Source organism: Enterobacter sp. QK-SA4 (assembly GCF_056856775.1).
The window spans coordinates 4,751,856-4,773,299 of the sequence record NZ_JBXFXH010000007.1 but is presented as its reverse complement, the minus strand read 5'-3'; the positions used below and the strand labels follow the sequence as shown (position 1 = coordinate 4,773,299).

At 54.3% G+C, this 21,444-nt stretch carries 20 protein-coding genes; 16 read left to right on the top strand and 4 right to left on the bottom strand.

The features are described 5' to 3' along the window. Position 1: 1 nt before the first annotated feature. The 3 genes from rbsA to kup all read right to left on the bottom strand — a co-directional run bounded on the left by rbsA (position 2) and on the right by kup (position 4,000). Entirely contained in the window at positions 2–1,507 is a 1,506-nt protein-coding gene (gene rbsA / locus AC1VYI_RS24555; protein ID WP_023309779.1) for a ribose ABC transporter ATP-binding protein RbsA, read from the bottom strand. Positions 1,508–1,514: 7 nt separating this feature from the next. Then, entirely contained in the window at positions 1,515–1,934 is a 420-nt protein-coding gene (gene rbsD, locus AC1VYI_RS24550) for a D-ribose pyranase (protein ID WP_003862392.1), read from the bottom strand. Positions 1,935–2,131: 197 nt separating this feature from the next. Continuing rightward, positions 2,132–4,000 carry a low affinity potassium transporter Kup gene (gene kup / locus AC1VYI_RS24545; RefSeq protein ID WP_023309781.1) on the bottom strand — a complete coding sequence of 623 codons (1,869 nt, stop codon included), beginning with the start codon at positions 3,998–4,000 and terminating at the stop codon, positions 2,132–2,134. Positions 4,001–4,222: 222 nt separating this feature from the next. Here kup and ravA point away from each other — a divergent pair, with 222 nt between their 5' ends. Together ravA and viaA are read left to right on the top strand one after the other, a co-directional pair. Beyond that, positions 4,223–5,719, top strand: coding sequence for an ATPase RavA (gene ravA / locus AC1VYI_RS24540; protein ID WP_226484440.1), 1,497 nt, complete (start codon positions 4,223–4,225; stop codon positions 5,717–5,719). After that, on the top strand, positions 5,713–7,164 hold the full coding sequence (viaA, locus tag AC1VYI_RS24535; protein ID WP_045400472.1) for an ATPase RavA stimulator ViaA: 1,452 nt from the start codon (positions 5,713–5,715) through the stop codon (positions 7,162–7,164). Before ravA ends, viaA begins: the two co-directional genes overlap by 7 nt. Here the strand turns inward: viaA and asnA are convergent, their stop codons facing one another. Beyond that, on the bottom strand, positions 7,165–8,157 hold the full coding sequence (gene asnA, locus AC1VYI_RS24530; protein WP_134866994.1) for an aspartate--ammonia ligase: 993 nt from the start codon (positions 8,155–8,157) through the stop codon (positions 7,165–7,167). It lies immediately after the preceding gene. 151 nt (positions 8,158–8,308) lie between these two features. Here asnA and asnC point away from each other — a divergent pair, with 151 nt between their 5' ends. From asnC to glmU, 14 genes are all read left to right on the top strand, one after another. Next, positions 8,309–8,767 carry a transcriptional regulator AsnC gene (gene asnC / locus AC1VYI_RS24525; RefSeq protein ID WP_023333916.1) on the top strand — a complete coding sequence of 153 codons (459 nt, stop codon included), beginning with the start codon at positions 8,309–8,311 and terminating at the stop codon, positions 8,765–8,767. A gap of 90 nt (positions 8,768–8,857) precedes the next feature. Beyond that, complete coding sequence (gene mioC, locus AC1VYI_RS24520) at positions 8,858–9,307, top strand: FMN-binding protein MioC (protein WP_023309786.1); 450 nt, start codon at positions 8,858–8,860, stop codon at positions 9,305–9,307. Between the two features lie 374 nt (positions 9,308–9,681). Beyond that, a complete protein-coding gene (mnmG, locus tag AC1VYI_RS24515) occupies positions 9,682–11,571 on the top strand; it encodes a tRNA uridine-5-carboxymethylaminomethyl(34) synthesis enzyme MnmG (RefSeq protein WP_014072433.1) in 1,890 nt (629 codons plus the stop codon). A gap of 107 nt (positions 11,572–11,678) precedes the next feature. Further along, the gene (rsmG, locus tag AC1VYI_RS24510; RefSeq protein ID WP_023309787.1) at positions 11,679–12,302 is read left to right on the top strand and encodes a 16S rRNA (guanine(527)-N(7))-methyltransferase RsmG; all 624 of its coding nucleotides are present in this window, start codon (positions 11,679–11,681) and stop codon (positions 12,300–12,302) included. 616 nt (positions 12,303–12,918) lie between these two features. Beyond that, positions 12,919–13,299 (top strand): F0F1 ATP synthase subunit I, encoded by a 381-nt coding sequence (atpI, locus tag AC1VYI_RS24505; RefSeq protein WP_134866993.1) that lies wholly within the window; start codon positions 12,919–12,921, stop codon positions 13,297–13,299. An 8-nt stretch (positions 13,300–13,307) separates the two neighbouring features. Continuing rightward, positions 13,308–14,123: a F0F1 ATP synthase subunit A gene (gene atpB / locus AC1VYI_RS24500; protein WP_023309789.1), complete on the top strand. Its 816-nt coding sequence runs from the start codon at positions 13,308–13,310 to the stop codon at positions 14,121–14,123. A gap of 49 nt (positions 14,124–14,172) precedes the next feature. Beyond that, entirely contained in the window at positions 14,173–14,412 is a 240-nt protein-coding gene (atpE, locus tag AC1VYI_RS24495) for a F0F1 ATP synthase subunit C (RefSeq protein ID WP_000429386.1), read from the top strand. A 48-nt stretch (positions 14,413–14,460) separates the two neighbouring features. Further along, positions 14,461–14,931 (top strand): F0F1 ATP synthase subunit B, encoded by a 471-nt coding sequence (gene atpF / locus AC1VYI_RS24490; protein WP_014072436.1) that lies wholly within the window; start codon positions 14,461–14,463, stop codon positions 14,929–14,931. Positions 14,932–14,945: 14 nt separating this feature from the next. After that, entirely contained in the window at positions 14,946–15,479 is a 534-nt protein-coding gene (gene atpH / locus AC1VYI_RS24485; protein WP_023309790.1) for a F0F1 ATP synthase subunit delta, read from the top strand. Between the two features lie 12 nt (positions 15,480–15,491). Continuing rightward, complete coding sequence (gene atpA / locus AC1VYI_RS24480) at positions 15,492–17,033, top strand: F0F1 ATP synthase subunit alpha (protein ID WP_006808751.1); 1,542 nt, start codon at positions 15,492–15,494, stop codon at positions 17,031–17,033. Positions 17,034–17,084: 51 nt separating this feature from the next. Further along, on the top strand, positions 17,085–17,948 hold the full coding sequence (gene atpG / locus AC1VYI_RS24475; RefSeq protein WP_008500191.1) for a F0F1 ATP synthase subunit gamma: 864 nt from the start codon (positions 17,085–17,087) through the stop codon (positions 17,946–17,948). 31 nt (positions 17,949–17,979) lie between these two features. Further along, complete coding sequence (atpD, locus tag AC1VYI_RS24470; protein ID WP_003862362.1) at positions 17,980–19,362, top strand: F0F1 ATP synthase subunit beta; 1,383 nt, start codon at positions 17,980–17,982, stop codon at positions 19,360–19,362. Between the two features lie 20 nt (positions 19,363–19,382). Next, positions 19,383–19,802: a F0F1 ATP synthase subunit epsilon gene (locus AC1VYI_RS24465; RefSeq protein ID WP_006177560.1), complete on the top strand. Its 420-nt coding sequence runs from the start codon at positions 19,383–19,385 to the stop codon at positions 19,800–19,802. Between the two features lie 138 nt (positions 19,803–19,940). Next, complete coding sequence (gene glmU, locus AC1VYI_RS24460; RefSeq protein ID WP_045400470.1) at positions 19,941–21,311, top strand: bifunctional UDP-N-acetylglucosamine diphosphorylase/glucosamine-1-phosphate N-acetyltransferase GlmU; 1,371 nt, start codon at positions 19,941–19,943, stop codon at positions 21,309–21,311. Positions 21,312–21,444: the final 133 nt, after the last annotated feature.

Here is a 21,444-nt window from a genome sequence, read left to right as displayed (position 1 = left end):
CTTACTCCTGATTCACGCGATTAAGCTTGCCCACAGCGGCAGCCATCAGAACTTCCTGGGTGGCCTGCTCGCGAGTGAATTCACCGCCGAGATGCCCTTCATGCATGACGATAATGCGATCGCTCATGCCTAATACTTCTGGCATCTCGGAAGAGACCAGAATGATGCTCAGACCGTCGGCCTTGAACTGGTTAATCAGCTGATAGATCTCTTTCTTCGCGCCCACGTCCACGCCGCGGGTTGGCTCGTCGAGGATCAACACTTTCGGGCGCGTCATCAGCCCGCGCGCAATCGCCACTTTTTGCTGATTACCGCCGGACAACAGGCCAATCGCCTGCTCCATCGACGGGGTTTTAACGTTAAAGAGGCGGATAAAATCACTCACCGCCTGCTGCTCATCTTTATGCTTCAGGCTACCGCCGCTATGGCTGAAATAGCGCAGCGCGGTCAGGGACATGTTCTCTTTAACCGACATCCCCAGCACCAGGCCGTCGCGTTTGCGGTCTTCGGAGATATAAACGATGCCGTTCGCCAGGCCATCCTGCGGAGAGCGGGTGACCACTTCATGACCGTCGAGGGTGACATAACCGCTGGTGCGCGGCAGTGCGCCGTACAACACTTTCATCAGCTCGGTACGCCCGGCCCCCATCAGGCCCGCCACGCCCAGGATCTCGCCCTGGCGCAGGGTAAAGGTCACGTCGTTCACACCCGGACCGCAGAGGTTGTCCACCTTCAGGCGGATCTCACCCGGCGCTTTCTCCAGATGCGGATACTGATCTTCGAGCTTGCGTCCCACCATCATTTCGATGAGCGTATCTTCGGTCAGCGTGGCGACTTCGCGCTCGGCAATAAACTGCCCGTCGCGGAAGACGGTGACGTCATCGCAGATTTCGAAGATCTCTTTCATGCGGTGAGAGATATAGACAATCCCGCGCCCCTGCGATTTCAGCTCGCGGATCACGCGGAACAAGGATTCGGTTTCGGTGTCGGTCAGAGCGTCGGTGGGTTCATCCATAATGATGACCTTCGACTCAAAGCTCAGCACCTTCGCAATTTCCACCATCTGCTGATCGCCAATGGACAGATCGCCTACCAGTCGGTCGCTCTTAAAGCGCAGGTTCAGCTTCGCCAGCAGCTTGTCCGCTTCGGCATACATGGTTTTCCAGTCGATTTTGCCGAACCGGTTAACAAACTCGCGGCCGAGGAAGATGTTTTCCGCAATGGTGAGCTGCGGGATCAGGTTCAGCTCCTGGTGAATAATACCGATGCCCGCTTCCTGAGAGGATTTTGGGCCATTGAAGGTGGTCTCTTTCCCCAGCCAGACGAGTGAACCGGCATCGCGTTGATAGATACCGGTCAGCACTTTCATCATGGTGGATTTGCCGGCACCGTTTTCGCCCACCAGCGCCATCACGCGCCCGGGGTAGACGTTCAGCGCCGCGCCGGAGAGGGCTTTTACGCCCGGGAACGACTTATCGATCCCTTTGAGTTGCAGTAATGCGTCCATGATGGCCTCAGAAGGTGACGCCAGCACAGAGAATGATATTCGCATACGGGGAACACTCCCCGCTGCGAATCACCGCCTGACTGTCAGCGGTTTGTTGTTTGAACTGTTCGTGCGTCGTGTAACGAATTTCTATGGTGTTTCCCTGGTGTTGTTGCAGTTGCTCAATATGGCTGAGCAACGTTTCGTGGAGTTGCGGATTATGTTGTTTAATTTCCGCCGCGAGAATGGCTGCCTCAACCTGCATCTCCGCCGTCACAACTTCCAGTACCTGCATAAACGAGGGTACACCCTGCGTTAACGCCATATCGATACGGGTTGTGCTGCGCGGAACCGGTAAGCCTGCATCGCAAACCACCAGCGTATCGGTATGCCCAAGACGGGAAATAACCGATGAGATTTCTGAGTTGAGTACCGTGCCTTTCTTCATTTTCTTGCTCCACTAGCGAAACGTTTCGCTGACGTCAGTTTAATCTCAAGAATGTTCAGAAAACCATCATGACGTAACAGATTTGTGATCGCCGTCGAAACGTTTCGCTAAGTGAAATGCAGAGACAATTATTGTGGGTTGGCGAGGGGTTTGGTAGGCCGGGTAAGCGAAGCGCCACCCGGCATTTTCAGAAGGGATTAGATCTCGACCTGCGTTCCCAGCTCAATCACGCGGTTAGGCGGGATCTCAAACTGGTCAGGCGCGCGCAGGGCGTTACGCTGCAGGATGAGGTACAGCTTTCCGCGCAGACGCAGATACCACGGTCGCTTGCCGATGATCAGCGACTCGTGCGACATAAAGAACGACGTCTCCATCATCCGGCAGCTCAGCCCTTCCAGACCGCAGCGGTGGAACACCTCTTCCACGTTTGGCGTTTCGCGCCAGCCGTAGCTCGCAACAACGCGCCAGAATGTCGGCGAAAGCTGCTCGATCTGAACACGACGCACGTTGTGAACATAAGGCGCATCTTCGGTGCGCAGCGTCAGCAAGATCACGCGCTCGTGCAGCACTTTGTTGTGCTTGAGATTATGCATCAGCGCGAACGGGATGACGTTCAGCGCGCGAGACATATACACCGCCGTGCCCGGCACGCGGACCGGCGGGGATTTCTCCAGCGAAGCGATCATCGCCTCCAGGGAGTTACCGTGCTCATGCATGCGGCGCAGCAGGCGGAAACGCTCGCTTTTCCAGGTGGTCATGACAATGAACATCACCAGACCCAGCGTCAGCGGCAGCCAGCCACCGGAGACAATCTTGTCGAGGTTCGCGGAGAACAGAGGCACGTCAATGCACAGGAAGCCCACCAGAATCATCGCCACGAGGAATTTATTCCAGTGCCAGTTTCGGTACGCTACCGTGGTGGAGAGCAGTGATGTCAGCACCATCGTACCGGTTACGGCAATACCGTACGCCGCCGCCAGGTTACTGGAGTGCTCGAAGCTGACGATAACAATAACAACAGCGAAATAGAGGAGCCAGTTAACGAACGGGATGTAGATCTGGCCCGACTCCATCTCTGAGGTATGGATGATGCGCATTGGCGAGAGATACCCCAGACGCACGGCCTGGCGCGTCAGAGAAAACACGCCGGAAATCACCGCCTGGGAGGCAATGACGGTCGCCAGCGTCGCCAGGATAAGCATCGGCACCAGCGCCCAGTCGGGCGCCAGCAGGAAGAACGGGTTCTTGATCGCTTCCGGGTTTTTAAGCAACAGCGCGCCCTGACCGAAGTAGTTCAGCACCAGCGACGGCAGCACCACAATAAACCATGCCACGCGGATAGGCAGTTTCCCGAAGTGGCCCATGTCAGCATACAGCGCTTCCACACCGGTGATGGAGAGCACGACGGCCCCCAGCGCCACGAAGGAAACCACTTTGTATTCGAGGAAGAAATGCACCGCCCAGTAAGGGTTCAGCGCATGCAGCACTTCCGGGTTCGCGATAATGCTGCGTAAACCAAGCGCCGCCAGGATCAGGAACCAGGCCAGCATAATCGGCGCGAACAATTTACCCACCAGCCCTGTACCGTGCTTCTGGATCATGAACAGCAGCGTCAGGACAATAATGGCCAGCGGAACCACCCATGAATCAAGCTGCGGAGCGATAATCTCCAGCCCCTCAATCGCCGACAGCACCGAGATAGCCGGCGTTATCACCACTTCCCCGTAGAAGAAACTGCCGCCAATCAGGCCGATAATGACCAGCACAGAGGTCATCCTGGCCGAGGTATTACGCCCGGCAAGAGACATCAGGGTCAGGATCCCACCTTCACCTGCGTTATCAGCACGCATAACGAAGGAGAGATATTTAACGGAAACCACCAGGATCAGCAGCCAGAAAATGAGGGACAGGAAGCCAAACACGGCATCGCGTTCAACACCAAAACCAAACTGGCCGGACAGACATTCACGAAGCGTATAAAGCGGGCTGGTGCCGATATCACCGTAGACAACCCCGATCGCCGCAAGCGTTATTGCGGGTAATGATTGCTTATTATCAGTGCTCATAGACTAGTCTTTTCGTTTAAATAACAAATGTGTTCCCGGTCCCTTGGCCCACAAAAAGCGCACAGTATGCACGATTCATTGCAAAATCGTACCCCTAAATGCAACCGCATTAATGTAGCGCAAAGAAAATTGCGCCGCACTTCAGTCTATTACCAGCCCTGACTGAAACGTCTATACTCGCTTCAATTGGCCGCCACGACGGCGAAAGGATGCAAAACTATTATGGCTCACTCACATTTATTAGCAGAAAGAATTTCCCGCCTCAGCAGCGCGCTGGAGAAAGGCCTTTTCGAGCGTAGCCACGCCATTCGCCTCTGTTTACTGGCGGCGCTGAGCGGTGAGAGCGTATTTTTGCTGGGACCGCCGGGCATTGCCAAAAGCCTGATTGCCCGCAGGCTGAAATTTGCTTTTCAGAACGCCCGCGCCTTCGAATATCTCATGACCCGGTTTTCCACCCCAGAAGAAGTTTTTGGTCCGCTCTCCATTCAGGCATTGAAAGACGAGGGGCGCTATCAGCGTCTGACTGAAGGGTATCTTCCGGAGGCTGAGATTGTTTTTCTCGATGAGATCTGGAAAGCGGGGCCGGCTATTCTTAACACCCTCCTCACGGCGATAAACGAACGTCGATTCCGTAACGGCGCCAGTGAAGAGAAAATCCCGATGCGCCTGCTGGTGGCCGCCTCTAACGAACTGCCTGAAGCCGACAGCAGTCTGGAAGCGCTGTATGACCGTATGCTTATCCGTCTGTGGCTGGACAAAGTGCAGGATAAGTCCAACTTCCGCTCCATGCTGGTCAGCCAGCAGGATGAAAGTGAAAACCCGGTATCCGCTTCGCTGCAGGTGACGGATGAGGAGTATCACCAGTGGCAGCAGGATATCGGCAAAATCAAACTGCCAGACGCCGTCTTCGAGCTGATCTATCTGCTGCGCCAGCAGCTTGATCTCATCCCTTCAGCGCCCTATGTCTCCGATCGCCGGTGGAAAAAAGCGATCCACCTGCTGCAGGCGAGCGCCCTGTTCAGCGGGCGTGATGCCGTCGCGCCAATCGATCTGATCCTGCTGAAAGACTGCCTCTGGCACGACGCAGAAGGCATGAATCTGATGCAGCAGCAGCTTGACGTTTTGATGACCGGACACGCCTGGGGACAGCAGGCAATGCTCAACCAGCTGGGGGCGATTGCCCAGCGGCGCATCCAGCTCCAGCAGCAGCAAAGTGATAAAACCGCGCTGAAAGTGAATCGCCTTGGGGGCATGTTCGCCCGCAAACCGCACTACGAGCTTCCCGCGGATCTGACCGGCGCAACGCTAACGCTGCTGCTCCAGCAGCCGCTTAAACTGCATGATATGCAGGTGGTGCACATTACGATTGAGCGCGAGGCGCTGGCGCAGTGGCTGGATAAGGGCGGAGAGATCCGAGGAAAACTCAACGGCATTGGTTTCGCGCAGCCGCTGAATATGGAAGTGGACAGTAGCCAGCACCTGGTGATCCGTGACGTCAGCCTCCAGGGATCGCGTCTTGCGCTGCCGGGAACCGCTTCGGATAGCGTGCCGGAAGAGATCAAGCAGCAGCTGGAAGCGCTGGATACCGAATGGCATCAGCAGCACACCCGCTTTAGCGAGCAGCAAAAATGCCTCTTTATTCATAGCGACTGGTTAGGTCGCATCGAAGCCAGCCTGCAGGACGTCAGCGCGCAGATCAAACAGGCGCGTCAATGCTAACGCTCGATACGCTTAACGTCATGCTGGCCGTCAGCGAGGAGGGGTTGATCGAAGAAGTGGTCATTACCCTTCTGGCGTCGCCGCAGCTGGCGGCGTTTTTTGAAAAATTTCCGAAGCTAAAAAAGGCGATGACGGACGATCTGCCCCGCTGGCGGGAAAATTTGCGTCAGCGGTTCAGGGAGACCGAAGTTCCGCCTGAGTTAACGGAAGAGGTGGCCTGCTATCAGCAGTGCCAGCGGCTCTCCACGTCGCAGTTTATCGTCCAGCTCCCGCAAACCCTGACGTTGCTCGATAACGTCCACTCTCCGTTTGCCAGCCAGGCCCGGGCGCTGGTCACGGATAACGCCACCTTTACACCCGCACTGCATACCCTCTTCTTACAGCGCTGGCGCCTCAGCCTGGTGGTTCAGGCCACAACGCTGAACCAGCAGCTGCTGGATGAAGAGCGTGAACAGCTGCTCAGCGAAGTTCAGGAACGTATGACGCTGAGCGGCCAGCTTGAAGAGGTGCTGGTAGAAAATGAAAACGCCGCCGGACGTCTGTGGGACATGAGCGCCGGGCAGCTGAAGCGCGGTGACTACCAGCTGATCGTGAAGTACGGCGACTTTCTAACGCAGCAGCCCGAGCTGATGAAGCTTGCAGAACAGCTGGGGCGCTCAAGGGAGGCAAAGTCGGTCCCAAAGAAAGATGCCCCGATGGAAACCTTCCGCACCCTGGTGCGCGAACCGGCTACCGTGCCTGAGCAGGTCGACGGGCTCCAGCAGAGCGACGACATCTTACGCCTGCTGCCGACCGAGCTAAGCACGCTGGGGATGACCGAGCTGGAGTATGAGTTTTATCGTCGGCTGGTTGAAAAACAGCTTCTCACCTACCGACTGCACGGTGAAGCCTGGCGCGAGAAAGTCAGCCAACGGCCGGTCGTCCATCAGGATTTTGATGAACAGCCGCGCGGGCCATTCATTGTTTGCGTGGATACGTCCGGTTCGATGGGCGGGTTTAACGAGCAGTGCGCGAAGGCGTTCTGTCTGGCACTGATGCGCGTGGCGCTGGCCGATCGCCGTCGCTGCTTCATCATGCTCTTCTCCAGCGAGGTGGTGGGCTATGAGCTGACGAACCAGCAGGGGATCGAGCAGGCAATCCGCTTTCTGAGCCAGCGCTTTCGCGGCGGCACGGATCTGGCCAGCTGCTTCCGCAGTATTGTGGAGCGTATGCAGGGCGGCGACTGGTACGACGCTGACGCGGTGGTGATTTCCGATTTTATTGCCCAGCGGCTGCCGGATGACGTGGTGAATAAGGTGAAGGAATTACAGCGGGTGCACCAGCACCGTTTTCATGCGGTGGCGATGTCCGCTCATGGAAAACCCGGCATCATGCGCATCTTCGATCATATCTGGCGCTTTGATACCGGGCTGCGTAGCCGCCTGCTCAGACGCTGGCAGCGTTAATTACAGAAGAGAACCGACGCTTTCACGTACCTGCTGCGGCCAGACGCCACACTGAACCTGACCGATATGGGGTAATTGCAGCAGCAGCATGGTTAAACGGGACTGGCCGATACCGCCGCCGATCGTCTGAGGCATTTCACCGCGCAGCAGCGCCTGGTGCCACTCGAGTTTGAGACGATCTTCATCACCGGTGACCGCCAGCTGGCGCTTCAGCGCGTCGGCATCCACGCGGATCCCCATAGATGAAATCTCGAATGCGTCTTCCAGTACCGGGTTCCACACCAGAATATCGCCGTTCAGCCCGGCAAATTCGCCCTCACCTACAGTGCTCCAGTCATCATAATCCGGCGCGCGAACGTCGTGGCGTTTGCCATCAGACAGTTTGCCGCCGATACCGATCAGGAATACTGCACCTAATTCTTTAGCGATCGCTCGCTCGCGACCTTTAGCATCGAGATCCGGGAAGCGGCTCAGCAGCTCCTGGCTGTGGACAAAGTGGATCGTATCCGGCAGGAACGGTGCCAGACCAAACTCTTTGCTCACGGCCGCTTCGGTTGCTTTGATCCCGGCGTAGATCGCCTCAACGGTGGATTTCAGCGTACCGACGTGGCGTTCACCATCACCCATTACGCGCTCCCAGTCCCACTGGTCAACGTAAACGGAATGAATCGGAGAAAGGCGGTCTTCATCGGGACGAAGGGCTTTCATGTGCGTGTAGAGCCCTTCGCCCGCGCTGAAGTCGTGTTGTCCCAGAGTTTGACGCTTCCACTTCGCCAGGGAATGAACCACTTCGAACTGAGCGTCTGGCAGCGTTTTCACTTTTACCTGTACCGCTTTTTCGCATCCAGAGAGGTTATCCTGCGTCCCGTCACCCACGCGGCTCAGAATCGGCGCCTGAACTTCAATAAGGCCAAGCTTCTCTTCCAGCTGGCGGGAAAAATGGGATTTTACGAAACTGATCTGGCGATGTTTTGCGATGTAAGCGGTTTTCATTATTTATACTCCTGCGTCCTGTTGATATTGATTAAGCAACAGAAATGGCATCAGATTCAATAACTCATCAACAAAAAGCCACCTTCACTTTTGATTCGATAAAATTAAAAGCTAGAATAGGGTGATTCATTAATCCTCATAAGAAAAAACTATGGAAAATTATCAGATCGACAATCTCGACCGCGGCATTCTGGAGGCGTTAATGGCCAATGCCCGCACCGCCTACGCCGAGCTGGCAAAACAGTTTGGCGTCAGCCCGGGAACCATTCACGTCCGCGTAGAGAAGATGAAGCAGGCGGGGATCATTACCGGCGCACGCATTGACGTCAGTCCTAAACATCTGGGTTACGACGTCTGCTGCTTCATCGGCATCATTCTTAAAAGCGCCAAAGACTACCCTTCCGCCCTGGCGAAGCTGAACGCGCTGGATGAAGTCACCGAGGCGTATTACACCACCGGGCATTACAGCATCTTTATTAAAGTCATGTGTCGATCCATCGACGCCCTCCAGCAGGTACTTATCAACAAGATCCAAACAATCGATGAAATTCAGTCCACCGAGACGCTGATCTCCCTGCAAAACCCGATCATGCGTACCATCCGCCCGTGATCGGGCAAATTCATTCCCACATTTTCCACAGGTAGATCCCAGCTCGTTCACAGCGTACAATGACCGTCTCTTTATCTGGGCGAGCGATCAATGGCGGACATTACCCTTATCAGCGGCAGCACCCTTGGTGGTGCGGAATACGTAGCGGAACACCTGGCTGAAAAGCTGGAAGATGCGGGCTTTTCCACGGAAACCCTGCACGGTCCGTTGCTTGAAGATCTCCCGACTGACGGGGTCTGGCTGCTGATCACCTCCACGCACGGCGCGGGCGATCTGCCGGATAACCTGCAACCTTTATATGACGAACTGCTGGAACAGCAGCCCGACCTGTCAAACGTCCGTTTTGGCGCGGTGGGGATCGGCAGTCGTGAATATGACACCTTTTGCGGGGCAATAGAGAAAGTTGAAGCCGCTGTAACCTCTTGTGGAGCAAAACAGCTGGGTGAAACGCTCAAGATCAACATCCTCGATCATGACATTCCGGAGGATCCAGCCGAGATCTGGCTCGCGGAATGGAAAAATTTACTCAAAAACGATTAAAGATCGCGCGAACAGATGTGGATAACTCTGGTTAAAAGCTCGTATTAACCCGTAGTTATCCAAAGAACAACTGTTGTATCGTTTTTGACCTGTGTATAAAGTCGTGATCTGATCCCAGCTTATACTGTCCAGGATCACCGATCATTCACAGCAAACGATCCTTTCTAACTGCATGATCTTCTTTGTGAGATCGGACTTATCCACACAGGTTCGCGATCCTAATAAGAGATCACAATAGAACAGATCTCTAAATAAAAAGATCTTCTTTTTAATAGCCCAGGATCCCAATGCTTTCTCGAAAGACTAAAGTTGAGTAGAATCCACGGCCCGGGCTTCAATCCATTTTCATACCGCTTTACGCGAGGCAGACCACCATGTTTTATCAGGATCCTTTTGACGTCATCATCATTGGCGGGGGTCATGCAGGCACTGAGGCCGCAATGGCCGCAGCGCGTATGGGTCAGCAGACCCTGCTTTTGACACACAATATCGACACGCTGGGACAAATGTCCTGTAATCCGGCGATTGGCGGCATTGGGAAAGGACACCTGGTAAAAGAAGTGGATGCACTTGGCGGCCTGATGGCGAAAGCGATCGATCATGCTGGCATCCAGTTTAGGATACTAAACGCGAGTAAAGGTCCCGCCGTGCGTGCGACCCGAGCTCAGGCAGACCGCGTACTTTACCGTCAGGCTGTGCGTACCGCCCTGGAGAACCAGCCGAACCTGATGATCTTCCAGCAGGCGGTTGAAGATCTTATCGTTGAGAACGATCGCGTCGTAGGTGCCGTGACCCAGATGGGTCTCAAATTCCGTGCGAAAGCCGTGGTGCTGACCGTGGGCACATTCCTGGACGGTAAAATTCATATCGGTCTGGATAACTACAGCGGTGGCCGTGCCGGCGATCCGCCGTCTATTCCCCTGTCTCGCCGTCTGCGTGAACTGCCGCTGCGCGTCAGCCGCCTGAAAACCGGTACGCCGCCGCGTATTGATGCGCGCACCATTGATTTCAGCGTGCTGGCGCAACAGCACGGTGATAATCCGATGCCGGTGTTCTCGTTCATGGGCAATGCGGCTCAGCATCCGCAGCAGGTACCGTGCTACATCACGCATACCAACGAGAAAACCCATGACGTGATCCGCAATAACCTCGATCGTAGCCCCATGTATGCCGGCGTGATCGAAGGGATCGGCCCACGCTACTGTCCGTCGATCGAAGACAAAGTGATGCGCTTCGCCGATCGTAACCAGCACCAGATCTTCCTGGAGCCGGAAGGGCTGACCTCTAATGAAATTTATCCGAACGGCATCTCCACCAGCCTGCCGTTCGATGTACAGATGCAAATTGTTCGCTCAATGCAGGGGATGGAGAATGCGAAAATCGTTCGTCCCGGCTACGCTATTGAGTACGATTTCTTCGATCCGCGCGACCTGAAGCCAACCCTGGAAAGCAAATTCATCCACGGTCTGTTCTTCGCGGGGCAGATTAACGGCACTACCGGCTACGAAGAAGCGGCTGCGCAGGGCCTGCTTGCCGGTTTGAACGCCGCGCGCTTCTCCGCTGAGAAAGAGGGCTGGGCACCAGGCCGTTCTCAGGCGTATCTGGGCGTGCTGGTTGACGATCTCTGCACGCTGGGTACCAAAGAGCCGTATCGTATGTTTACCTCTCGCGCTGAATATCGCCTGATGCTGCGTGAAGATAACGCCGACCTGCGTCTGACCGAAATGGGCCGCGAGCTGGGTCTGGTCGATGACGAACGCTGGGCGCGGTTCAACGAAAAGCTGGAGCGCATTGAACAGGAACGTCAGCGCCTGAAAACCACCTGGGTGAATCCGCAGGCGGAAACCGCCGCCGAAGTAAACGCTCACTTAACCGCGCCGCTGTCGCGTGAAGCCAGCGGGGAAGATCTGCTGCGCCGTCCTGAAGTCACCTACGAGAACCTGGTCAAACTGACCGCCTTCGCGCCGGGGCTGGAAGACGCTGAAGCGGCAGAGCAGGTTGAGATCCAGGTGAAGTACGAAGGTTACATCGCGCGTCAGCAGGATGAGATCGAAAAACAGCAGCGTAACGAAAACACGCTGCTGCCGGAAATGCTGGACTACCGCCAGGTAACGGGCCTTTCCAACGAAGTGATCGCCAAGCTGAACGATCACAAACCGGTATCGATCGGCCAGGCATCCCGTATCTCCGGCGTCACGCCTGCAGCGATTTCGATCCTGCTGGTCTGGCTGAAAAAGCAGGGCATGCTGCGCCGCAGCGCGTAATGCCCAGAACATTGCCCGGTGGCGCTGCGCTTACCGGGCCTGATGAACCCGTAGGGCGGGTAAGCGAAGCGCCACCCGCCACCTAAGTTTTCCAACAGGTATTCACCGTGCTCAACAAACTCTCTCGTCTGCTGGATCAGGCAGGTATTTCGCTCACCGATCACCAGAAAAATCAGCTGGTGGCCTATGTCGATATGCTGAACAAATGGAACAAAGCGTACAACCTGACTTCAGTACGTGACCCCAACGAGATGCTGGTACGCCATATTCTCGATAGCATCGTGGTTGCCCCGTGGCTGAAAGGTGAGCGTTTTATCGACGTGGGTACGGGACCTGGTTTACCGGGCGTTCCGCTGTCGATTGTTCGCCCTGAGAGCCACTTCACGCTGCTGGACAGCCTTGGCAAGCGCGTGCGCTTTTTACGTCAGGTACAGCATGAGCTGAAGCTTGAAAACATCACGCCCGTGCAGAGCAGGGTAGAGGAGTTCCCGGCAGAGCCGCCGTTTGACGGTGTTATCAGCCGCGCGTTTGCTTCGCTCAATGATATGGTGAGCTGGTGTAAGCACTTGCCGGCAGAGAATGGCCGCTTTTATGCGCTGAAAGGGCAGTTGCCAGGCGATGAGATTGAACAGCTCCCGGACGGTTTTGCTGTTGAATCCATCGAGAAATTACACATTCCTCAGCTCGATGGGGAGCGTCATCTGGTGATAATTAAGCCAAACAATTTTTAAAAAATTAATAAAAAATGTGGAATTTGTGCTGTTCTTCGCATGTTAAAAAACAGCACAACTACCGGGGATTTACCGGTGAGCTTTTAACCTCTTTTTCACTAAGGTTTTTCTTCAGGTTAACCTGGCCACTTTTATTCACCGAGAAGATAGTCATCTGTGAAAATATAAGTCTGCTAAAAGTGGGGGGCAGTAACCAGAACGCAATGTTAATTGTTTATTAAGAATGTCAATAAAACGTTTTTATTGTGTACTGGGCTGTTTTGAAAATAGTTACGACGTTTTGCTTTTAATTTCATAAAGTTAAATTTATGCGATTTGCGCCTTTGATAAATACAACCTTATCGCAAATGTGTGTTTTGTGATCTCGTGCACGCTTTATCGCCAACGTTTTCGCGCTGTTTGCAGTTTTGGTCGAAGGTTGACGCTTTCAGCGAAAGTTAAAAAATAGCGGTGGGGAAAAATATTTAAACATTTATTCACCTTTTCGCTACTTAATGTTTGAAATCACGGGTGCGCACCGTATAATTTGTCCGCTTTTTGATGCTTGACTCTGAGCCTTAAAGGACGTTTTATACGACACGCGGCATACCTCGAAGGGAGCAGGAGTAAAAACGTGATGTCTATGTCGCTCTTGAGTAGAAACGTTGCTCGTAAGCTTCTGTTCATTCAGTTTCTGGCTGTGATAGCAAGTGGACTGCTGTTTAGCCTCAAAGACCCCTTCTGGGGCATCTCCGCCGTGTGCGGGGGTTTGGCGGTTGTGCTGCCAAACGTGTTGTTTATGATTTTTGCCTGGCGTCATCAGGCGCATACACCCGCCAAAGGCCGCGTGGCCTGGTCCTTCGCCCTCGGCGAAGTGTGTAAGGTGTTGCTGACCTTTGCTCTACTGGTGATGGCGCTGGCGGTTTTGAAAGTGGTCTTCATGCCGCTGATAGCAACGTGGGTTTTGGTGCTGGTGGTACAAGTTCTGGCTCCAGCTGTAATCAATAACAAAGGGTAAAAGGCATCATGGCTTCAGAAAATATGACGCCGCAGGATTACATAGGTCACCATCTGAATAACCTTCAGCTGGACCTGCGTACATTCTCGCTGGTGGATCCACATAACCCCCCGGCCACCTTCTGGACGATCAACATCGACTCCATGTTCTTCTCGGTGGTTTTGGGTCTTCTGTTCCTGGCCATGTTCCGCGGTGTTGCTAAACGAGCGACCAGCGGTGTACCAGGGAAATTCCAGACCTTCATCGAAATGATCATCGGCTTCGTCCATGGCAGCGTCAAAGACATGTACCATGGTAAGAGCAAGCTGATTGCTCCGCTGGCCCTGACCGTGTTCGTTTGGGTCTTCCTGATGAACCTGATGGACCTGCTGCCAATCGATCTGCTGCCGTTTATCGGCGAGCATATCTTCGGCCTGCCTGCGCTGCGTGTTGTACCGTCTGCGGACGTGAACATCACCCTGTCGATGGCGCTGGGCGTGTTTATCCTGATTCTTTTCTACAGCATCAAAATGAAAGGCGTAAGCGGCTTTGTGAAAGAGCTTACCTTGCAGCCGTTCAACCACTGGGCGTTTATTCCGGTCAACCTGATCCTGGAAGGCGTTAGCCTGCTGTCCAAACCTGTTTCACTGGGTCTGCGACTGTTTGGCAACATGTATGCGGGTGAGCTGATTTTCATTCTGATCGCGGGTCTTCTGCCGTGGTGGTCACAGTGGATTCTGAATGTGCCATGGGCCATTTTCCACATCCTGATCATTACGCTGCAAGCCTTTATCTTCATGGTTCTGACGATCGTCTATCTGTCGATGGCGTCTGAAGAGCACTGATTTTTTACCAACACTACTACGTTTTAATTGAAACAAACTGGAGACTGTCATGGAAAACCTGAATATGGATCTGCTGTACATGGCTGCCGCTGTGATGATGGGTCTGGCGGCTATCGGTGCTGCGATCGGTATCGGCATCCTCGGGGGCAAATTCCTGGAAGGCGCAGCGCGTCAACCTGATCTGATTCCTCTGCTGCGTACTCAGTTCTTTATCGTTATGGGTCTGGTGGATGCTATCCCAATGATCGCTGTAGGTCTGGGTCTGTACGTGATGTTTGCTGTCGCGTAGTAGTAGTTTTAAAACCCTAAGCCACAGAAATTAAAGAGGTATTGTGCTGTGAACATGAACGCAACAATCCTCGGCCAGGCCATCGCGTTTATTCTCTTTGTCTGGTTCTGCATGAAGTATGTATGGCCGCCTTTAATGGCTGCCATCGAAAAACGTCAGAAAGAAATTGCTGACGGTCTGGCTTCTGCAGAACGCGCTAAGAAAGATTTGGACCTTGCACAGGCCAACGCGACAGACCAGCTGAAAAAAGCGAAAGCTGAAGCTCAGGTAATCATTGAACAGGCTAACAAACGCCGTTCTCAGATCCTGGACGAAGCCAAAGCTGAAGCAGAACAGGAACGTACTAAGATCGTGACACAGGCTCAGGCAGAAATTGATGCTGAGCGTAAACGTGCTCGTGAAGAACTGCGTAAGCAGGTTGCGATTCTGGCTGTTGCTGGCGCCGAGAAGATCATCGAACGTTCCGTGGATGAAGCTGCTAACAGCGACATCGTGGACAAACTTGTCGCTGAACTGTAAGGAGGGAGGGGCTGATGTCTGAATTTGTTACGGTAGCTCGCCCCTACGCCAAAGCAGCTTTTGACTTTGCTGTCGAACACCAAAATGTCGATCGCTGGCAGGATATGCTGGCGTTTGCCGCTGAGGTGACGAAAAACGAACAAATGGCTGAGTTGCTTTCCGGTGCGTTAGCACCTGAAACTCTCGCCGCGTCGTTTATCGCCGTGTGCGGAGAGCAACTGGATGCCAACGGCCAGAACCTGATTAAGGTGATGGCAGAAAATGGTCGTCTCCGTGTGCTCCCGGATGTTCTCGAGCAGTTTGAGCACTTACGTGCCCTTAGTGAAGCAACCGCTGAAGTCGAAGTGACTTCTGCGACTGAACTGAGTAATGAACAGCTTGCGAAAATCACCGCCGCGATGGAAAAACGTCTGTCACGCAAAGTTAAGCTGAATTGCAAAATCGATAAGTCTGTAATGGCAGGCGTAATCATCCGTTCGGGTGATATGGTCATTGATGGCAGCGTACGCGGCCGTCTTGAACGCCTTGCAGACGTCTTGCAGTCTTAAGGGGACTGGAGCATGCAACTGAATTCCACCGAAATCAGCGAACTGATCAAGCAGCGCATTGCTCAGTTCAGTGTTGTGAGTGAAGCTCACAACGAAGGTACTATTGTTTCTGTAAGTGACGGTGTTATCCGCATCCACGGCCTGGCCGATTGTATGCAGGGTGAGATGATTTCCCTGCCGGGTAACCGTTACGCTATCGCACTGAACCTGGAGCGCGACTCCGTAGGTGCAGTTGTGATGGGTCCATACGCTGACCTCGCCGAAGGCATGAAGGTTAAGTGTACTGGCCGTATTCTGGAAGTGCCGGTTGGCCGTGGCCTGCTGGGTCGCGTTGTTAACACCCTGGGTGCGCCAATCGACGGTAAAGGTCCGGTTGAGCACGATGGCTTCTCCCCAATCGAAGTTATCGCACCAGGCGTTATCGACCGTCAGTCCGTAGATCAGCCTGTTCAGACAGGTTATAAGTCCGTTGATGCCATGATCCCAATCGGTCGTGGTCAGCGTGAACTGATCATCGGTGACCGTCAGACCGGTAAAACCGCGATGGCTATCGACGCCATCATCAACCAGCGTGACTCCGGCATCAAATGCGTGTACGTGGCCATCGGCCAGAAAGCGTCCACCATTTCTAACGTGGTTCGTAAACTGGAAGAGCACGGCGCACTGTCTAACACCATCGTTGTGGTAGCAACCGCGTCTGAATCTGCTGCACTGCAATACCTGGCACCATACGCCGGTTGCGCAATGGGCGAATACTTCCGTGACCGCGGTGAAGATGCGCTGATCGTATACGATGACCTGTCTAAACAGGCTGTTGCTTATCGTCAGGTTTCCCTGCTGCTCCGTCGTCCACCTGGACGTGAAGCGTTCCCTGGCGACGTATTCTACCTCCACTCTCGTCTGCTGGAGCGTGCTTCCCGCGTTAACGCGGAATACGTCGAGAACTTCACCAAAGGTGAAGTGAAGGGTAAAACGGGCTCTCTGACCGCTCTGCCGATCATTGAAACCCAGGCGGGTGACGTTTCTGCGTTCGTTCCGACCAACGTAATCTCCATTACCGATGGTCAGATCTTCCTGGAAACCAACCTGTTTAACTCCGGTATTCGTCCGGCGGTTAACCCGGGTATCTCCGTATCCCGTGTTGGTGGTGCTGCTCAGACCAAGATCATCAAGAAACTGTCCGGTGGTATCCGTACCGCGCTGGCACAGTATCGTGAACTGGCTGCGTTCTCTCAGTTCGCATCCGATCTGGACGAAGCAACCCGTAAACAGCTGAGCCACGGTCAGAAAGTGACCGAGCTGCTGAAGCAGAAACAGTACGCTCCAATGTCTGTTGCTCAGCAGGGCCTGGTACTGTTCGCGGCTGAACGCGGTTACCTCGAAGATGTGGAACTGGCGAAAATCGGTAGCTTCGAAGCCGCTCTGCTGGCTTACGTCGACCGTGATCACGCTCCGCTGATGCAAGAGATCAACCAGACCGGTGGCTATAACGACGAAATCGAAGGCAAGCTGAAAGCTATCCTCGATTCCTTCAAAGCAACCCAATCCTGGTAATCGTCCGGCGGCTGGTCTCAGGACAAGCCGCCTGGCATTGAGGAGAAGCTCATGGCCGGCGCAAAAGAGATACGTAGTAAGATCGCAAGCGTCCAGAACACGCAAAAGATCACTAAAGCGATGGAGATGGTCGCCGCTTCCAAAATGCGTAAATCGCAGGATCGCATGGCGGCCAGCCGTCCTTATGCAGAAACCATGCGCAAAGTGATTGGTCACCTTGCAAACGGTAATCTGGAATATAAGCACCCTTACCTGGAAGAACGCGACGTTAAGCGCGTGGGCTACCTGGTGGTGTCGACCGACCGTGGTCTGTGTGGCGGCTTGAACATTAACCTGTTCAAAAAACTGCTGGCGGATATGAAAGCATGGTCTGAAAAAGGCGTTCAGTGCGATATCGCAATGATCGGCTCTAAAGGCGTCTCTTTCTTTAACTCCGTTGGTGGCAACATTGTCGCTCAGGTGACCGGTATGGGTGATAACCCGTCCCTGTCCGAACTGATCGGCCCGGTTAAAGTGATGTTGCAGGCCTATGATGAAGGCCGTCTGGACAGACTGTACGTTGTCAGCAACAAATTCATTAACACCATGTCTCAGGTTCCAACGCTCACTCAGATGCTGCCGTTACCGGCATCAGAAGATGACGAGCTGAAGCAAAAAGCCTGGGATTACCTGTATGAACCCGATCCGAAACCGCTGCTGGATACCCTGCTGCGTCGTTACGTTGAATCTCAGGTTTATCAGGGCGTTGTAGAAAACCTGGCCAGCGAGCAGGCCGCACGAATGGTGGCGATGAAAGCCGCGACCGATAATGGCGGCAGCCTGATTAAAGAGCTGCAGTTGGTTTACAACAAAGCTCGTCAGGCCAGCATTACTCAGGAACTCACCGAGATCGTCTCGGGGGCCGCCGCGGTTTAACCAGGTTTACGAATTACGTAGAGGATTCAAGATGGCTACTGGAAAGATTGTCCAGGTAATCGGCGCCGTGGTGGACGTCGAGTTCCCTCAGGACGCCGTACCACGCGTGTACGACGCGCTTGAGGTACAGAATGGTAACGAGAGCCTGGTGCTGGAAGTTCAGCAGCAGCTCGGCGGCGGTATCGTGCGTACCATCGCGATGGGTTCTTCCGACGGTCTGCGTCGTGGTCTGGAAGTCAAAGACCTTGAGCACCCGATCGAAGTCCCGGTAGGTAAAGCAACACTGGGTCGTATCATGAACGTATTGGGTCAGCCAATCGACATGAAAGGCGACATCGGTGAAGAAGAGCGTTGGGCTATCCACCGCGCAGCACCTTCCTACGAAGAGCTGTCAAGCTCTCAGGAACTGCTGGAAACCGGTATCAAAGTTATCGACCTGATGTGTCCGTTCGCGAAGGGCGGTAAAGTCGGTCTGTTCGGTGGTGCAGGTGTTGGTAAAACCGTAAACATGATGGAGCTGATCCGTAACATCGCGATCGAGCACTCCGGTTACTCCGTGTTTGCGGGCGTAGGTGAACGTACTCGTGAGGGTAACGACTTCTACCACGAAATGACCGACTCCAACGTTCTGGACAAAGTATCCCTGGTTTACGGCCAGATGAACGAGCCACCAGGAAACCGTCTGCGCGTTGCGCTGACCGGTCTGACGATGGCTGAGAAGTTCCGTGATGAAGGCCGTGACGTTCTGCTGTTCGTTGATAACATCTATCGTTACACCCTGGCCGGTACGGAAGTATCTGCACTGCTGGGTCGTATGCCTTCAGCGGTAGGTTATCAGCCTACGCTGGCGGAAGAGATGGGTGTTCTTCAGGAACGTATCACCTCTACCAAAACCGGTTCTATCACCTCCGTTCAGGCGGTATACGTACCTGCGGATGACTTGACTGACCCATCTCCAGCAACCACCTTTGCTCACTTAGATGCAACCGTGGTACTGAGCCGTCAGATCGCGTCTCTGGGTATCTACCCGGCCGTTGACCCGCTGGACTCCACCAGCCGTCAGCTGGATCCACTGGTTGTGGGTCAGGAACACTACGACACCGCGCGTGGCGTACAGTCCCTGCTGCAGCGTTACCAGGAACTGAAAGACATCATCGCCATCCTGGGTATGGATGAACTGTCTGAAGAAGACAAACTGGTGGTAGCACGTGCGCGTAAGATCCAGCGCTTCCTGTCCCAGCCGTTCTTCGTTGCGGAAGTATTCACCGGTTCTCCGGGTAAATACGTTTCCCTGAAAGACACCATCCGTGGCTTTAAAGGCATTATGGAAGGCGAATACGACCACCTGCCAGAGCAGGCGTTCTACATGGTTGGTTCCATCGAAGAAGCCGTGGAAAAAGCCAAAAAACTTTAACGCCTTAATCGGAGGGTGATATGGCAATGACTTACCACCTGGACGTCGTCAGCGCAGAGCAACAAATGTTCTCTGGTCTGGTCGAGAAAATCCAGGTAACGGGTAGTGAAGGTGAACTGGGTATTTTCCCGGGTCACGCACCGCTGCTCACCGCCATTAAGCCTGGTATGATCCGCATCGTTAAACAGTTCGGTCACGAAGAGTTTATCTATCTGTCCGGCGGCATTCTTGAAGTGCAGCCTGGCAGTGTGACCGTTCTGGCCGATACCGCTATCCGTGGCCAGGATCTCGACGAAGCGCGAGCCCTGGAATCGAAGCGTAAGGCTGAAGAGCACATTAGCAGCTCTCATGGTGACGTGGATTACGCTCAGGCGTCTGCGGAGCTGGCCAAAGCGATCGCGAAACTGCGCGTTATCGAGTTGACCAAAAAAGCGATGTAACACCGGCTTGAAAAGCACAAAAGCCAGTCTGGATACCAGGCTGGCTTTTTTTTTCGGCCTTAATTCATGATGAAAAAGATGTAGAATTTTAAGCATCAAACGTTTTTACTTCACACTCAAACTACCGTCAGGATGCGTATGTCAAACAGTGCGATGAGCGTGGTGATCCTTGCCGCTGGCAAAGGGACCCGCATGTATTCCGATCTGCCTAAGGTGCTCCACACGCTTGCAGGAAAGCCAATGGTGCAGCATGTCATTGATGCAGCCAACGAACTGGGTGCCAGTCAGGTCCACCTGGTCTACGGCCACGGCGGCGATTTGCTTAAAAAGACGCTGAGCGATGACAAGCTCAACTGGGTGCTTCAGGCCGAACAGCTGGGCACAGGCCATGCGATGCAGCAGGCTGCGCCTTTCTTTGCGGATGACGAAGACATTTTGATGCTCTACGGCGATGTCCCGCTGATCTCCGTTGAAACCCTGACTCGCCTGCGTGAAGCCAAACCGCAGGGCGGCATCGGTTTGTTGACCGTCGTGCTGGACGATCCAAGCGGTTATGGTCGCATCACCCGTGAAAACGGCAACGTCACGGGTATTGTTGAGCACAAAGATGCCAGCGACGAACAGCGCCAGATTCAGGAGATCAACACCGGTATCCTGATTGCCAACGGCGCGGATATGAAGCGCTGGCTGTCCAGACTCGACAACAACAACGCGCAGGGTGAATACTACATCACCGACATCATTGCGATGGCGTACCACGAAGGGCGTGAAATTGCCGCCGTTCATCCGGCGCGCATCAGCGAAACGGACGGCGTGAACAACCGCCTGCAGCTCTCCCGTCTTGAGCGTATTTATCAGTCCGAGCAGGCCGAAAAACTGCTGCTGGCGGGCGTGATGCTGCGCGATCCGGCGCGTTTCGATCTGCGTGGTTCGTTATCTCACGGGCGTGACGTTGAAATTGATACGAACGTTATCCTCGAAGGTCACGTCACGCTGGGCAATCGCGTCAAAATTGGCGCCGGCTGCGTGATTAAAAACAGCGTCATCGGTGACGACTGCGAAATTAGCCCGTACAGCGTGGTGGAAGATGCCCGTCTGGACGCGGCATGCACCATCGGCCCGTTTGCGCGTCTGCGCCCGGGCGCTGAGCTGCTGGAAGGCGCTCACGTGGGTAACTTCGTGGAAATGAAAAAAGCGCGTCTGGGTAAAGGCTCGAAAGCCGGTCATCTGACCTATCTGGGCGACGCGGAAATTGGCAATAACGTGAATATTGGTGCAGGGACTATTACCTGTAACTATGACGGCGCGAATAAGTTTAAAACCATCATCGGTGACGACGTGTTTGTTGGCTCCGATACGCAGCTGGTGGCGCCTGTTACCGTGGGTAACGGGGTGACCATTGCCGCGGGAACAACCGTTACGCGCGATGTGGCCGAGAACGAGCTGGTGTTAAGCCGCGTTCCGCAGGTCAGCAAGCAGGGCTGGAAACGCCCGGTGAAGAAGAAGTAACGGATTTACCCCTCACCCTAACCCTCTCCCCACAGGGGAGAGGGGATCGTTCGGTGCGGTGTTTTTCTCCCTCGCCCCTTTGGGGAGAGGGCCGGGGTGAGGGGATAATATAATCCTCCCCCCACAAGCAGTA

Coding starts and splice junctions, on each gene's coding strand:
- atpH (WP_023309790.1), top strand. CDS start 14,946: ATGTCTGAATTTGTTACGGTAGCTCGCCCCTACGCCAAAGCAGCTTTT.
- ravA (WP_226484440.1), top strand. CDS start 4,223: ATGGCTCACTCACATTTATTAGCAGAAAGAATTTCCCGCCTCAGCAGC.
- asnA (WP_134866994.1), bottom strand. CDS start 8,157: ATGAAAACCGCTTACATCGCAAAACATCGCCAGATCAGTTTCGTAAAA.
- rbsD (WP_003862392.1), bottom strand. CDS start 1,934: ATGAAGAAAGGCACGGTACTCAACTCAGAAATCTCATCGGTTATTTCC.
- rbsA (WP_023309779.1), bottom strand. CDS start 1,507: ATGGACGCATTACTGCAACTCAAAGGGATCGATAAGTCGTTCCCGGGC.
- atpB (WP_023309789.1), top strand. CDS start 13,308: ATGGCTTCAGAAAATATGACGCCGCAGGATTACATAGGTCACCATCTG.
- atpA (WP_006808751.1), top strand. CDS start 15,492: ATGCAACTGAATTCCACCGAAATCAGCGAACTGATCAAGCAGCGCATT.
- atpI (WP_134866993.1), top strand. CDS start 12,919: ATGTCTATGTCGCTCTTGAGTAGAAACGTTGCTCGTAAGCTTCTGTTC.
- mioC (WP_023309786.1), top strand. CDS start 8,858: ATGGCGGACATTACCCTTATCAGCGGCAGCACCCTTGGTGGTGCGGAA.
- mnmG (WP_014072433.1), top strand. CDS start 9,682: ATGTTTTATCAGGATCCTTTTGACGTCATCATCATTGGCGGGGGTCAT.
- glmU (WP_045400470.1), top strand. CDS start 19,941: ATGTCAAACAGTGCGATGAGCGTGGTGATCCTTGCCGCTGGCAAAGGG.
- atpD (WP_003862362.1), top strand. CDS start 17,980: ATGGCTACTGGAAAGATTGTCCAGGTAATCGGCGCCGTGGTGGACGTC.
- asnC (WP_023333916.1), top strand. CDS start 8,309: ATGGAAAATTATCAGATCGACAATCTCGACCGCGGCATTCTGGAGGCG.
- kup (WP_023309781.1), bottom strand. CDS start 4,000: ATGAGCACTGATAATAAGCAATCATTACCCGCAATAACGCTTGCGGCG.
- atpE (WP_000429386.1), top strand. CDS start 14,173: ATGGAAAACCTGAATATGGATCTGCTGTACATGGCTGCCGCTGTGATG.
- AC1VYI_RS24465 (WP_006177560.1), top strand. CDS start 19,383: ATGGCAATGACTTACCACCTGGACGTCGTCAGCGCAGAGCAACAAATG.
- viaA (WP_045400472.1), top strand. CDS start 5,713: ATGCTAACGCTCGATACGCTTAACGTCATGCTGGCCGTCAGCGAGGAG.
- atpG (WP_008500191.1), top strand. CDS start 17,085: ATGGCCGGCGCAAAAGAGATACGTAGTAAGATCGCAAGCGTCCAGAAC.